This window comes from Bdellovibrio sp. 22V (assembly GCF_030169785.1).
Lineage (GTDB): Bacteria > Bdellovibrionota > Bdellovibrionia > Bdellovibrionales > Bdellovibrionaceae > Bdellovibrio.
The window spans coordinates 1,007,964-1,022,018 of the sequence record NZ_CP125854.1 but is presented as its reverse complement, the minus strand read 5'-3'; the positions used below and the strand labels follow the sequence as shown (position 1 = coordinate 1,022,018).

Sequence of the window (14,055 nt, the reverse complement as noted above, 5' to 3'; positions counted from 1 at the left end):
CTTCTTTCTTACTCTCCAGATGGCTTCCATGCCCCAACTTCGTTGACAGGCATTTCGATCACCATCTTCACCCCGCGGGGCTCGTTAGCAGTCGCGCGAATAAAACCATTGTGATCTTCAATGATTCTTTTCACAATGGCTAAACCTAACCCAGTTCCGCCTTCTTTTGTAGAGTAGTATGGCTCAAAAATGCGACTTCGATCTGCCGCAGGAATACCTTCCCCGTTATCCGCCACCGTCAAACGCACCGTTTTAATGTCTTTATCGTATCGAGTCATAACCTGAACTGTGGCCTGTGGCTCTTTTGCAACAGCGGAAACAGAGTTATCGACCAAATTCACAAGGACCCGCTTGATCTGATCGGGGTCAAATTTGAAATCGGGAAGCTCCCCATCCTTATTAAATTCAAAGCGGATCTGCGGATGAGCCTGGCGATAAAGTCCCAATGATTCTTCCACCACGCTGTTCAAGTTCGCCACCACAGGCCGAGCCTGAGGCAAACGCGCAAAGTTACTAAACTCGTTCACAAGATTTTTCAAACCGTCCACTTGTTTCACGATCATCGTCGTGCATTCACTGAACGCAGGGTCCGTGATGGAAGTTCCGAACTTTCTTTGCAAACGTTCTGCGGAAAGTTTGATTGGAGTTAACGGGTTCTTAATTTCATGCGCGATACGACGAGCCACTTCCGTCCAGGCGGCCGCTCTCTGCGCGTTCACAATCGGAGTCATGTCGTCGAACACAAGAATCTTCCCGATCTCTTGGCCCTTCTCATCTTTCAGCATAGAAAGCGTCATCAAAAGAGGAATCGCCTCCCCTTGCACATTCAGACGAAGTTCTTTTTGGATACTTTCGATTTTATGATCCACCATGGTTTTCTGTAATTCCGCGAAAGTACGGAAGTACTCTAACGTCAGAAGATCGCGCACGGATTTGCCAATGAATTTTTCAGGCTCGATTTTCAGCAACTGAGCGGCATGGCGATTGATCGTCGTCACGAAACCCAGTTCGTCCACCGAAATCACGCCCGCACTCACGTTTCTCAACACGGTGTCTGTGTAACGCGCGTGCTGATCGAGTTCTTCAAGCGTTCGCTCCAAAGTGATCGTCATAGAGTTGAAGCTCGCAATAAGATCGTTGATCTCTTCCGATCCGGAGCGCACTTCTAACGGCGTGTAATCCCCACCCGCAACCCGGCGTGTGGCCCGGCCCAATTGCACCAACGGGATGGACAGCTGTTTGGCCAGATAGAAGCCAAACCATGTCGCCGCCAATAGGATCACGAAGGTCATCAAAACGAGGATGTAGAGATAAATCGACTTCAAAGGATATTCGAGCGGATTGATATCGCGGAACTCGTCGTAAGCTGTCGAGATGTCGTTCATCTTTGAAATCAATGAAAGAGGCAAGAAGCTTGAAACCACCACCGCGCCTTTTTCAGCACCTTCTTGTACAGGCACAATCACTCGCACCAAGTTTCCGTCACCGAATTGATGGATGATGCTGGCTTCGGCTTGCAGCTTAATACCTTTTTGCAAGAACTCGAGCGAAACCGCCGGCACTGTCGGAACATTGTCGTCCTCGGCCGTCACAACCTGTCTTTTTCCAAACAGAGAAGGATAGTATTCCACGGCATCTAAGCTGAAATCTTTGCGCAGCTTTTCGATGCGATTCTTGACATCGTTTTGCGAACGCAAAGGACGAATGGAATCCGCGATCTGATGTGCAAAGTGATAGTTCTTTTTCTTCGCATTAAAATAATAAGCGTTCGTCACTTCAATGGAGCTTTTTAAAACGCCCGCCATCTTTGCACTAAACCACTTATCGAAACTCGAATTGATATAAAAGACCGAGATGATAAACATCAACACGGTCGGAACAAAACTGAACGCCACGAATGCGGCAATCAACTTTGCTTTCAGACTGCTGCCGAAGATCTTCCCCTGTCTTTCGACGAACACCTTCACGACGTTTCGGAAAATCATAAAGAGCAGCAACAGCAACAAGATGATGTTGAAGTTCACCAAACCGAAGAAGAAAATACTGTGAACAAAGGGAAGCTGTTGGCTTGTGGCGAAGAGACGAATCTCAAACCAAGTTAGAAGACCAAACAAAAACGACACCACAAGGACCAAGAGGATCTCGCGGCGTCGTTTTCTAAATTCCTGAGGACCAGGAGGCAAGAACTCGTCATTTACAGGTGTATTTTCCATCACCTCTACATGCTAGGTTCTATAGAGACTACTTTCTAGCTTTTTTCTTCTTTTTTGACGCTTTAGCAGCGGTTTTGGAAGTGCTCTTCGCGGACTTCGTCGACTGGCCCTTGGCCATAATCGCAGCGGTTTTCAAAGCCGCAGGAATCTCTTGAGTCAAACCGATCATTTCCATCACGACTTGGGCCGCTTCCGCACCCTTGTTACCGTGCTTACCACCGGCTCTATCAAGAGCTTGCTCTTCGTTTTCTGTCGTCAGGACGCCAAACCCGACCGGTTTTTTATAATCAAGCATCAAACGAGTGATACCGTCGGTCACAGAGTTGCAAACGTAGTCATAGTGAGAAGTTTCACCACGGATCACAGCACCCAAGGCCACCACACCGTCACAACCAGCGTCGAGGAACGCCTGACATGCCAAAGGAAGCTCGACTGCACCCGGAACAAGAGCCGCGAAAATCTCTACGCCATCGCAAGACTCTAGATAGCTGATCGCGCCTTCTTCTAATTTTTCTGTGATTTCGTTGTTAAAACGAGCTGTGACAACACCAACTTTGATACTCATTATTTCTGCCCCTTTATATTTTCGATAGCGACGATTTCTACGATTTCAATTCCGAAGGCTTTGAGGCCTACTTTTTTCTCTGGTTTGTTTGTAAGAAGACGAATCTTATGAGCGCCGATTTCACGCAAGATCTGCGCGCCGATACCGTAATCTCTTTCGTCCATCAATGGCGTAGCTGGACGAACATCCCCCATGCCGACAAGAACTTGCAGTTCTTGCACAAGACCTTGAGTGCGGTTGTTCCCACGCAGCAAAACAAAAACGCCGGATTTTTCTTCGTTGATCAGTTTCAGGCTTTCAACAACTGTCGAGGCGCCTCTTTGCAAAACCGCCATGAAGTCGCGAGTGAAGTTGTCGACGTGAACACGCACCAAAGTTTCAGACTCTGGATGGACTTCGCCTTTTTGAATCACCAAATGTTCAAGGCCATCAACAGTGCTGCGGAAAACACGCGCTTTCATATTTTCGCCGAAAGAAGCCGGAAGATCGAAACCACCCAACTCTTCCACCAAAGTTTCATTCGCCAAACGGTAGGCGATCAAATCCACGATCGTACCAATTTTGAGGCCATGCTTCTTCGCGAACTCTTTGAGGTCGCCGACACGAGCCATAGTGCCGTCAGGATTCATCACTTCACAAATAACAGCGGCAGGATTCAAACCGGCAAGACGCGCTAAATCCACGCTCGCCTCAGTATGCCCCGCACGCTTGAGAACACCGCCTTGTTGCGCGCGAATCGGGAAAATATGTCCCGGCATGTGGATATCAGAAGGTTTTGCATGCGGGTTGGCAGCGACTCTCAAAGTGTGCGCACGATCGGCTGCGGAAATCCCTGTCGAGATTCCTTCAGCAGCTTCGATGCTCACTGTGAACGCTGTCTTGTTCGGAGCGAAGTTCATTTCGTCACGAACCATCAACGGCAATTGCAGACGTTCGATCTGCTGAGCTGTCACAGTCAAGCACACCAAACCGCGCGCCTCTGTGATCATAAAATTAATTGCTTGAGTTGTTACGTGATCTGTCGCGAGGATCAAATCACCTTCGTTCTCACGATCTTCATCATCAACGAGGATGACCATTTTCCCTGCGCGGATATCGTCAATAATTTCAGGAATTGTATTGAAGGACATTAATCTTTCCTCACTTCAAGAGAACGTTGAATAGCGCGAGCCATATAATCAGGCTCGACATTGATCGACGCTCCCACTTTAAGAGCGCCCAAGTTTGTGCGCTTCAAAGTTTCAGGAATCAAACAAACCGACACTGTATCGGCACGAAGATCATTCACCGTAAGGCTCACCCCGTTTAAAGTGATGCTGCCTTTTTTCCACACGTACGGAAGAATGCTGTCTTTGACTTTCACGTCGAGAAAGAAAGACTCACCTTCCAGCTCGGCCCGCATGACCGTCCCAAGACTGTCCACGTGACCTGTCACCAAATGTCCGTGAATACGGTCGCCAAAACGCAAGGATCTCTCAAGATTAACTTGTTTGCCGATCCAGCTCTGGGGATTCCAATTCAAAACCTGGATTGTCTCTGCCGCTAGAGCAAAGGTCATTTGCTCGTTATCGAAGGCTTCAACCGTCAAACAAACGCCATCACAGGCAATGCTGTCGCCAAGTTTTATATCATTGAATTCACTAGGTTTTTTGATTTTAATACGATAGGCGTTTTGCAGTTCCTCAGAACTCACAATGGGCATCACTGATTCTACGATTCCAGAAAACATAAGGGCCTCGAGCTTGAATGGCCGAACCCTACACTTTTGCTCTTGGAATAGCAAGAAAAGTGGCACTTTTACAACCAAGCGCCAGAACCGCGCTGGGAACGCGGTTCTTAGATTTAGCTAGGAGCGTCTTTTAGCCCCGGCCCGGTTTGGAAGGAGCTTGCTGGTCTGGGTTGCTGCCCGGATTTGTCGGGTTCACAGGCTGCACGCCAGGATCTTGCGGTTTGTAATCAGGCGCATGGAACTTAAAGAGTTTCACCTTCGCCCCGATCACCGCGTTTTCATCGTTTTGTTCAATCACGCGACCGCGAGAGATCTCGTCTCCGACCCAGTCGATTTCTATCTTCGCCACGGCCGAACCCGCTTGCGCGCCACCCCCGAGGTAACGAGAATCGCACGGCTCACCTTCCCAATAGTACTCTTCGTTATAGACCAGCAACTGGTCGCCGGGCTCTAACTTCACGTCAGCGCCACCAACAACAATCAAGTGCGTGTCGTGGTTGGCAAGAACGCGCGTGTACCATTCTTCTGACTTAAGCTGCGTGTTCAGATTTCCCACCGCTGTCACCAAAGCATTCTTGGTAACTTGCGCTAGCGGAGTTTGATAATAAGCACTCGGCCCGATCGAGAACGCGCCGAAATTCAAACCGAAGTTGACCTTCGTTTTTGTTTGCTTTGAATTCACGTTCGCGGCCGCCATCACTTTCGAAGTCAAAGGACGGAGAGCCATCATGGAAAGATCCAACTGCGCCCATTCCACGTTGATACCTGCAGAAGCAAGGCCGTTGGTAGGATAGGCGCCATTCGGTGTGAAACCGATGGTCAACCCTCCTCCGCCGATCAATTCAAAAGAGTTCACAGAGCCCGCGATTTTCGCTTGCGGGATGTTCACCATACACCAAGCCGTCTTTGCATATTGCACGTTGTAGTTGTCTTTTCCTGCGGCTTGCGCGAAAGCTTTCATCATCTGACCGTCCGCTTTGGTCAGATTGAAGAAGCTGTTATCCCCCGTCGTAGCTTCCTGCGGAGGGATCGCGATAGGAGGCGCATATCTTAGCGCAAATTCTTTGCTCTCCATGAGCACTCCATAAATTTGTTGATTCGCGACAAATTGAAAATCGAACGCCGTACCGCCAGGGAACATGACGGAACTGGAGCGAATAGAACCAAGTTCGACAAGTTTTTTCAGAGAGCGCGCGGGGGCGGCTTGAGGTTGCTGCTCACATTTTTGGTTACCCATTGTCATCGCAGCACCGGCAATCATAATGCCTGCCTTCATTAGTTTTTTCGACCAAGACGTCCCTTGTAGCTTCATGGCTCTTTCCCTTTCCACGCGTTTTTGTTCGCAGCGGTTCTTGCACAGTATACGGAAAGGAACGCCTGGACCTTAAACCAGCGCTAAGTTATTGACGTCACTTGCAAAAGAAAAACCGGTCTTATCCTGAGACGGGTTAAGTCTTTGATTTCATTCGGAAGGTAAAAAATTTGAATTTACAAAAAAATTTTCGCTTGTCGAAAGTTTCGACTGTTTTGTTCAACCTTTCACCGAAGAAAAATCGAGTTCAAACTCAGTATGTAAATTCTTTATCCACAATCAGTTGAAATAGGATTTAGAGCGGTTCGCGGTACGAACACAATCTTAACTTGCGGTTTCCTCTTCGCGCGTGATTTAAGAGCTGCAAAATCTTGGAGGTCTTATGAAAATGTTCGCACTATTGGCTGCTTTCCTTTTTTCCTTTTCTGCAATGGCGCAAGAGTCTTGCATCAGTGAAAATCAAGCTCGCGAAATTCTACTTCAAAACGAATCTTCATTGATGAAGCAAGTTCGATCGCACGCGAACGTACGTCCTTGCCGCTCGAATGAAACGCCTCACCAAGGCTGCATCACAAAGACTCACTTTGTGAGAGCTATGTTGGTTGCTCACTGGAACGAGGCAAAGCAAGTTTACCTCAGCGCTTCTCTTTACAACTGGCTTTGCGCTGCTGGCGCGGATTGCTGGGTCCACGCGACTGTGAACTGTCAGGGCGAAACAAACGTAACCATTATCGGAGACTAAACTCCAAAAACAGAAAAGCTCCTTGGTTGCAAGGAGCTTTTTTTATTTTCATTTTTCCGTTCAGATTTAATAGTGGACTGGATAGATCGAAGGCGCTCCGTCATTCGACGTCACTGTCACGCTCACATCCGCATTCGCGCCCATAGACTCTGCACGAATATCCACGGCAACGATGCGCTCACCGGCACGAATATATTCCGAGCTTATGGAGCGACCTGCATAGAAAGTTCCTGAATAAGACAAACCGTTCAAGTAAACGCGGCGGCCTGACTCTGTGATGGCATAAGCTTCGTGAATTTGCAAAGCTGCACGGTAAAGTTCCACACGCACGTAATCAATGTAAGAGGGATAGCTAAAGCCAACACGCAACCATTCACCACCAGATTGTCTTGTGACGCCATAGAATTGCACGCTCGCTTCACCATAGTTATGGCGCGGATAATCTGGGTAAGGACGCGGCTCTGGATTGTGACGTGGCGGAGGTGTGTACGGAGGATAATGCGGATTGGGTCTTGGGCGATAACCGCCATGACGTCCATCACGATCGTCGCGGCCGCGGCGTCCTTCACGACCCTCACGGCATTCGTTGCGGTAAGGATTGCAAATCTCACGACCGTGGTCATCACGAGGATTCACACGTCTGTCTCCAGGGCGAGGGTCAGGACGCACTTGTGCGAAGACAGGCGTTTGAAAAAGTGTCGCAGCGACAAGAATACTTGAAAGAATAGGTAGTTTCATAAAGACTCCTTTTAGTCAGCCTAAGGAGCTTATCCAAGATCCATGCCCGGTCAAAGTGACACCAAAGTCTTTGCCTACCTACAAATATTTGTGTTGGGAGTACTTAGAACGAACCGCCGCCAGCCAAAGTAATAAAGTATTGCACTTCATCTTTGTTGAGCACGTTGTCATTTTTATCCGTGCGGTCTTCGAGGTAATGAAAAGCCTGAACGCCACCACCGATACGCAAGCCTCCCAACGCAAAGGTCAGTCCCGCTTTGCCAAAAGCGGCATTGGAATTTTCCGTCGCCAAGCGCACGCCGGGCCCCGCATAAAACTCAACGCCTAAAGCTCTGTCGTCGGTGTAAGCGTCAAAACGAAAAAGGGCCGCAGAATCCAAACCGTACACGGTCTTTACTTCACTTCCAAATTGCGTGAAAAGAGAGTTGCGCCAGTTCAACCACTCCTGAGCATAGTAATTGAGACCCAAGTGCACTTCGCTATACGATTCACCATCGCGCGTTCCCGAAGAACCGCTGATATCGTATGTAAAGCGCGACTGCGCAAATGCATTGCCGGAGAAACCACAAAGTACAACGAAAAGCAGAGTGAGTTTTTTCATGCTTTTATTGTGAGAAGCTTAAACGATTTCGGTCAAACTCTTTTTTGTTACCGGCGCTTTAGACCCGCGAGATCTTATTAAATAAAGAACAATAAGAATATTAATGACAGTGACCGCCACTTTCATCCAGCTAAAGCGTGCGATCAGTTCGTAGACCTCATACGGAAGATAAATACCGCCGGAGACAATTCCAAACCAACGTGCCCAGTTCCGCTCTTTCCACAGGCCGAAAGCTTCAATAAAACGAAGCACACTGTAAAGCACGACGCCGCTAGCGAGCAGAAGAATTTTTTGTTCCGTAACCCCCGAAAGAAGATGCGCCAAAGACTGCGCGTGTTCGGACTGAGGGTTCAGACCGCAAAGCTGCAACACATGTTCACCGAAGGTTTGCATGTGCAAATGAATGTATTCCAAAACACCCAGGCCCGCTGTTAAAACCACGAAGCCTTTCGTGGCTTCCAAGAGGGCGATGAGTTGTAGACCTGTAGGCATGACCGACTCCTCAAGGATGAATGGACTGAAAGTATTTTAAAACTGACTGATGCAGTTTTGAATAATAAGGCTGAGAATAAAAGGAAAGATAAACTGGGACCTTTAGAACCGTTTGCGGAGAAAGAATCTGCAGATTTTTTTCCTGCTTCACCAAATGCAGCGGCAGGACCGCTCGCCCTACGCCTAACTTAACGGCTTCAATAATACCGTGAATCTCATCAAGGTATTGGCGTTTAATATTTTTCTGTTTGACTCCGGCAAAGCGCAAATATTTAAAAGTCGTCGTGTCTTGCTCATCATGATCGAGATAGATATCAGGCCCGTCGTAGTTCTTTTTTTCTGTTAAGACATAGGACTCATCAAAAAGATGCACTTGTTCGAGGTCTTCCCAATCGAGTTTATGATCCAAGAGCATATAGTCGATTTCACCTCTCTTCAACATATCGGGAAGGTGACTCATCTCGCGATTAAAGGCATGAAATGAAACGGACGAATTGTCCTTAAAAAACGGCGCAAATGCCGGAAGCACCAACGAACTCATCACAGACGAAAAAGCGCCTATCCGCAAAACACCTGCAAGCTTTTCCGCCGTTTTATTTTTCAATGAATTAAGAAACTCTTCTTCAAGCTGATTTTTAATTCGGCAATAACGAACAAGTTCGTTCGCGGTCTCAGTCAGCTTTATTCCTCCACGATCACGAATAAACAGAGTTGTGCCGAGTTCTTTTTCTAAATTCAAAATTCTTTGTGACAATGCAGATTGCGTAACATGCAATTCCGCCGCCGCTTTGGTGAAATTCAAATTTCGTGAAACAGCTAAAAATGCATCGAGGTGGGTTGTAGTAAGCATCATGAGCCATTAGATATATCGATTGTTTAATTAAAACAAATAATTTTAATCGCCGCTGCAAACGAGGTAAATGCTTCATCACAACATCTAACGACAAAGGAGAATTTATGAAATCATTAATTACAGGACTTGTTCTACTCATGGGATTGTCTGCTCAGGCTGAAACTTGGAACTGCCAAACTGAAAGCAGTGAATATATTCAAGTTTCATTGCGCACAGACAATAGCGCCTTCGTAAATATCGGGAACGAACTTTTTGCAGGTTCCTACTCCCTGGTATACGGGCATCCGAAAACTAGAAACGCCGGTGTCTCTCAAGGAGTCCTCATTAAGGCAAATACCGGAAATTCATCGGTAAGCATCAATATCAGTCATGAGGGTCAAGGCTCTTTGTCTTTATTTAAGAACGGAAAGTTAGAAACTCAAAGATTGTTCTGCGATTCGATCTAGCTAACAAGGCGCTCCCTCTTTCCTGGAAGAGGAAGCGCCTCTTCCACTCTTAAAAGATCAAATGCGATTCGTTGCCTTTCACTTTCACAGTGTCACCCGCTTTGACTTTGCCAGAGATGATCTCTTTAGAAAGCGGATTTAAAAGCTCCGTTTGGATCACACGCTTCAAAGGACGGGCCCCGTAAATGGGGTCATAACCTTTCTTCGCGAGAAGATCGACAGCGGACTTATCAAAGTCGATGTTGATTTTCTTCGCACGCAATCTTTGCGCGACGAGATCCAGCTGCACTTGTACGATACCGGAAATCTGCGCCTCACCTAATGAGTGGAACATCACGATTTCGTCGATACGGTTTAAGAACTCCGGACGGAATCTTTCACGAAGAGCTTCCATCACGGCGTCCCGTTTCTTGTCCTCGCCCATGTGACTGTCCAAAATGGACTGCGAGCCCACGTTTGAAGTCATGATCAAAACGGTGTTCTTGAAGTCCACGGTTCTGCCTTGACCGTCTGTCAAACGCCCGTCATCCAAAACTTGCAACAGGATATTGAAGACGTCGTTGTGAGCTTTTTCGATCTCATCCAACAAGACCACGCTGTAGGGACGACGACGAACAGCTTCTGTCAACTGACCGCCTTCTTCGTAACCCACATAGCCCGGAGGCGCGCCGATCAAACGAGATACGGAGTGTTTCTCCATGTACTCGCTCATATCGATGCGCACAACGGCTTGTTCGTCGTCGAAAAGAAATTCTGCGAGCGCCTTCACGGTTTCGGTTTTTCCCACGCCCGTAGGCCCGAGGAAAATAAATGTTCCAATCGGACGATTCGGATCGGAGATCTCGGCACGCGCACGGCGAATCGCATCGGAGACGACCGTTAAAGCATGATCTTGGCCGACGACACGTTTCTTTAGAACGTCTTCCATATGCAAAAGCTTTTGCGATTCGCTTTCAAGCATTTTGCTGACGGGAATTCCCGTCCACTTCGCGACGACTTCGGCGATATCTTCGGGACCGACCTCTTCTTTGAGCATGCGGTTTTCGGTCGCCTTTTGCTCTTTGCTTCTTTCCTCCAAAGACTTCAATTTCTTCTCGGACTCGGGAAGCTTTCCATATTTGAGTTCGGCCGCCTTGCCCAGATCCCCCTCACGTTCTGCACGAGAAATCGCGAGTTTCAAATCCTCGATATCGGCTTTGAGTTTCTTAATCTGATCAATGCCGCCTTTTTCAAATTCCCATTGCTCGCGAAGAAGCTGGTTTTTCGCGTTCAAAGAACTGATTTCTTTATCAATGACGGATAGGCGTTCTTTCGAGCTATCGTCTTTTTCTTTTTTCAAAGCTTCTTTTTCGATACGCAGCTGCATCAACTCACGCTCAATTTTATCGACCTCTTCAGGAACGGAACGCGTTTCAATGCCGAGCTTGCTCGCCGCTTCGTCCACAAGGTCGATGGCCTTGTCAGGTAAAAAGCGGTTTGTGATATATCTGTGTGAAAGCTTCACCGCCGCCACCAAAGCAGCGTCAGTAATACGAATACCATGATGTACTTCGTATTTTTCTTTCAGACCACGCAGAATCGTAATCGCATCGTCAACACTCGGCTCTTCCACCATCACCGTTTGGAAACGGCGTTCAAGGGCAGCGTCTTTCTCGATATACTTGCGATACTCATCCAGAGTTGTGGCCCCGATACAGCGAAGTTCTCCGCGTGCTAATGCCGGTTTTAACAACTGACCTGCATCCATCGCGCCTTCAGTTTTTCCGGCACCGACAAGCGTGTGCAACTCATCGATGAAAAGGATGATCTGTCCATCACTCGAGGTGACTTCCTTGATCACGGCCTTAAGGCGGTCTTCAAACTCCCCGCGATATTTCGCGCCGGCGATCAAAGCCCCCATATCCAAGGACATCAGTTTTTTGCCGACAAGATTGTCAGGCACGTCGTGTTTGATAATTCTTAAAGCCAAACCTTCAGCAATCGCCGTTTTACCCACACCCGGTTCACCAATAAGAACGGGATTGTTTTTTGTACGACGGGACAGAACCTGCACCACGCGACGAATTTCTTCATCACGACCGACGACGGGATCTAGTTTGCCCTCGGCAGCCAGCGCTGTCAGATCGCGGGCGTATTTGTGCAGAACTTCATACTTGTTCTCAGGATCATCGTCCGTGACTTTTTGATTGCCACGCATCTCCTGTAGCGCCGTCTTCACAGCTTCCACAGACAGTTTGGATTTTTTTAAAAGATTTAACAGATCACTATCGCCGGCTTTGAACATCGCAAGAAAGAAATGCTCCGTTGAAATATAAGAGTCACCCCATTCTTGGGCTTCGTCTTCGGCGGCTTTAAAGACCTTTTCCAAGCGAGGGCTGGCAAACAGCTTTTGGCCTCCGCCGGTCACTTGCGGAAAACGATCCATCTTAGCACGCAGGTCCGTCAGGAACTGCGCTTGAGGCACATTGAGCTTGTCTAATATACGAGGCACAATCCCTTCCGACTGCTGCACCAGTTCCATCAAAAGATGCTCTGGCTCTACAGAAGGACTGTTCTTGCGTTCCGCCAAGCGCGCCGCTGCTTGCATTGCTTCCTGGCTTTTTCGCGTCATTTTTTCAATATCGTTGCTCATACTCGCTCCATCTGAAATAAAGGATGAGTCTTATTTTTGCATTGTCAAGGAACCTCACAAATGCCCGGAATCGTAAATCCCAAAGGTAAAGGCAAATCACAGCCGCGCTTGCATGCGTCTATCAAAAAGGATGCTGTAAACCCACACGATTACCTCACTTACGATACGCGTTTTTCCTGCGAAGATTGCTCTCACTATGATGGAGACAAGGTGGTTTGCACGATTGGCTACAATCCTCGCCACCATCTCAAGGCCGAGCAAACGCATCAGTATTTGTTAGCGGGCAATATGGCCTTTTGCCGCTTTTTAGAAATCGATTAATTGATTCATTTCAGACATTCGTCCGCTCCCGAAAAATTGACCGATCTTAAGGCCTGTTTCCACGCCTTTTTCCCTCTGAAAGTATTGTGTACAAATGATTCAGGACGAACCTAGGTCTTGAACCCTCGATCTGTCGTTAGACCAGTATTGTAGAAAACAAACAAAACCCGCCCGACGTCCTGTCAAGAGATCGTCTCAAATCCCGATCAATCTCACATCAACGATTCACTCAGAAGGAGTCAGAGAGAGAAGGTCGCTCTCTCTGCATAGGACCGAAAGGAGGGCCTTCAAGGATGACGTAACAGAACAATAGATTGTTCAGAGAACTCTCACTCGGAGAGTAAAAATAAAAAAGGCCATTCAAGCACAGACTCGGATGTCAGTGCCGGCAAAGCAGATGTAGGTTTCTGCGATTGCCAAAAACAAAAATCAAGGAGGGTATTGAAAATGAAAAATAAATATTAACGGAGGAATTTAAAATGGGAATGAGAGTAACAACTAACATCAGCGCGATCAATGCTCAACGTAACCTAGTTGGTTCACAAAGAGCGATCAACGACTCAATGGCGAAACTTGCTTCTGGTAGCCGTATCAATAAAGCGGCAGACGACGCAGCCGGTTTGGCGATCTCTGAAGGCTTGAAAGCTCAGATTCGTTCTGCAGCACAAGCTCAAAGAAATGCGAACGATGGTATCTCAATGGTTCAAACTGCTGAGGGTGGCTTGAACGAAATCGGTAACATCGTGGTTCGTCTTCGTGAGTTGGGAATCCAAGCGGCTTCTGACACTGTTGGTGAAACAGAGCGTGGCATGTTGAATAAAGAGGTTCAGCAATTGAAATCTGAGATTCAACGTATCGCTTCTGTAACTACTTGGGGTACTACTAAACTTCTTGATGGTTCATCTCCGAAGTTTGATTTCCAAGTTGGTTTGTTCAACAACTCTGAAGAAGATCGTATCTCCTTCAACGCTGGTGAAAACGTTGCGACTTTGGACGCTCTTGGATTGAGTGGTGTAGACTTCTCTTCTAAAGAGGGCGCTCAAGAAGCTCTTTCAATGCTCGATGCTGCTCAGACTTCAATCTCTGGAACACGCGCTAATCTTGGTGCCCTCCAAAACAGATTGACTTCAACAGTAGACAACTTGGGTGTTGCACAAGAGAACTTGTCTGCAGCTAACAGCCGTATCCGTGACACAGACGTTGCTCAAGCATCTTCAGAGATGACTCGTAACAACATCTTGTTGCAAGCTGGTACTTCAACATTGGCTCAAGCGAACCAATCTAACCAATTGGCTCTTAAGTTGATCGGTTAATCCGCGGCAGCGAACAGTGATAAGGGCGACATCGTCGCCCGAATCTGAAGTAGTTAAAAACTTAAAGCCCGGTGAATTTGTTCACCGGGCTTTCTTTT

At 47.6% G+C, this 14,055-nt stretch carries 14 protein-coding genes; 4 read left to right on the top strand and 10 right to left on the bottom strand.

Going from position 1 to position 14,055, the window contains the following annotated elements; all coding sequences use genetic code 11:
* Nucleotides 1-8: 8 nt before the first annotated feature.
* From QJS83_RS04895 to QJS83_RS04875, 5 genes are all read right to left on the bottom strand, one after another.
* Nucleotides 9-2,213 carry a sensor histidine kinase gene (locus QJS83_RS04895; RefSeq protein WP_284608791.1) on the bottom strand — a complete coding sequence of 735 codons (2,205 nt, stop codon included), beginning with the start codon at nt 2,211-2,213 and terminating at the stop codon, nt 9-11.
* 28 nt (nt 2,214-2,241) lie between these two features.
* Entirely contained in the window at nt 2,242-2,778 is a 537-nt protein-coding gene (gene ribH, locus QJS83_RS04890; protein WP_284608009.1) for a 6,7-dimethyl-8-ribityllumazine synthase, read from the bottom strand.
* The gene (ribB, locus tag QJS83_RS04885; protein WP_284608008.1) at nt 2,778-3,908 is read right to left on the bottom strand and encodes a 3,4-dihydroxy-2-butanone-4-phosphate synthase; all 1,131 of its coding nucleotides are present in this window, start codon (nt 3,906-3,908) and stop codon (nt 2,778-2,780) included. Before ribB ends, ribH begins: the two co-directional genes overlap by 1 nt.
* Nucleotides 3,908-4,507, bottom strand: a complete 600-nt coding sequence (locus tag QJS83_RS04880; RefSeq protein ID WP_284608007.1) for a riboflavin synthase — start codon at nt 4,505-4,507, stop codon at nt 3,908-3,910. Before QJS83_RS04880 ends, ribB begins: the two co-directional genes overlap by 1 nt.
* A gap of 130 nt (nt 4,508-4,637) precedes the next feature.
* Nucleotides 4,638-5,819 carry a hypothetical protein gene (locus tag QJS83_RS04875; protein ID WP_284608006.1) on the bottom strand — a complete coding sequence of 394 codons (1,182 nt, stop codon included), beginning with the start codon at nt 5,817-5,819 and terminating at the stop codon, nt 4,638-4,640.
* A 382-nt stretch (nt 5,820-6,201) separates the two neighbouring features.
* On the opposite strand from QJS83_RS04875, the gene QJS83_RS04870 reads away from it, so the two are divergent.
* Nucleotides 6,202-6,561 carry a hypothetical protein gene (locus QJS83_RS04870; protein WP_284608004.1) on the top strand — a complete coding sequence of 120 codons (360 nt, stop codon included), beginning with the start codon at nt 6,202-6,204 and terminating at the stop codon, nt 6,559-6,561.
* A gap of 66 nt (nt 6,562-6,627) precedes the next feature.
* Here QJS83_RS04870 and QJS83_RS04865 read toward each other — a convergent pair whose 3' ends face one another.
* From QJS83_RS04865 to QJS83_RS04850, 4 genes are all read right to left on the bottom strand, one after another.
* Nucleotides 6,628-7,299 carry a beta-sandwich domain-containing protein gene (locus QJS83_RS04865; RefSeq protein ID WP_284608002.1) on the bottom strand — a complete coding sequence of 224 codons (672 nt, stop codon included), beginning with the start codon at nt 7,297-7,299 and terminating at the stop codon, nt 6,628-6,630.
* 103 nt (nt 7,300-7,402) lie between these two features.
* A complete protein-coding gene (locus QJS83_RS04860) occupies nt 7,403-7,900 on the bottom strand; it encodes a hypothetical protein (RefSeq protein WP_284608000.1) in 498 nt (165 codons plus the stop codon).
* 18 nt (nt 7,901-7,918) lie between these two features.
* The gene (locus tag QJS83_RS04855) at nt 7,919-8,392 is read right to left on the bottom strand and encodes a DUF2127 domain-containing protein (protein ID WP_284607998.1); all 474 of its coding nucleotides are present in this window, start codon (nt 8,390-8,392) and stop codon (nt 7,919-7,921) included.
* 10 nt (nt 8,393-8,402) lie between these two features.
* On the bottom strand, nt 8,403-9,245 hold the full coding sequence (locus tag QJS83_RS04850; protein WP_284607996.1) for a LysR family transcriptional regulator: 843 nt from the start codon (nt 9,243-9,245) through the stop codon (nt 8,403-8,405).
* Between the two features lie 104 nt (nt 9,246-9,349).
* Here QJS83_RS04850 and QJS83_RS04845 point away from each other — a divergent pair, with 104 nt between their 5' ends.
* Nucleotides 9,350-9,691 (top strand): hypothetical protein, encoded by a 342-nt coding sequence (locus QJS83_RS04845; RefSeq protein ID WP_284607995.1) that lies wholly within the window; start codon nt 9,350-9,352, stop codon nt 9,689-9,691.
* A gap of 49 nt (nt 9,692-9,740) precedes the next feature.
* Here QJS83_RS04845 and clpB read toward each other — a convergent pair whose 3' ends face one another.
* Nucleotides 9,741-12,323: an ATP-dependent chaperone ClpB gene (gene clpB / locus QJS83_RS04840; protein ID WP_284607994.1), complete on the bottom strand. Its 2,583-nt coding sequence runs from the start codon at nt 12,321-12,323 to the stop codon at nt 9,741-9,743.
* A 60-nt stretch (nt 12,324-12,383) separates the two neighbouring features.
* Between clpB and QJS83_RS04835 the strand changes: the two genes are divergently transcribed.
* Together QJS83_RS04835 and QJS83_RS04830 are read left to right on the top strand one after the other, a co-directional pair.
* Complete coding sequence (locus tag QJS83_RS04835; RefSeq protein ID WP_284607993.1) at nt 12,384-12,644, top strand: hypothetical protein; 261 nt, start codon at nt 12,384-12,386, stop codon at nt 12,642-12,644.
* Nucleotides 12,645-13,123: 479 nt separating this feature from the next.
* Complete coding sequence (locus tag QJS83_RS04830) at nt 13,124-13,957, top strand: flagellin N-terminal helical domain-containing protein (RefSeq protein ID WP_284607991.1); 834 nt, start codon at nt 13,124-13,126, stop codon at nt 13,955-13,957.
* Nucleotides 13,958-14,055 lie beyond the last annotated feature (98 nt).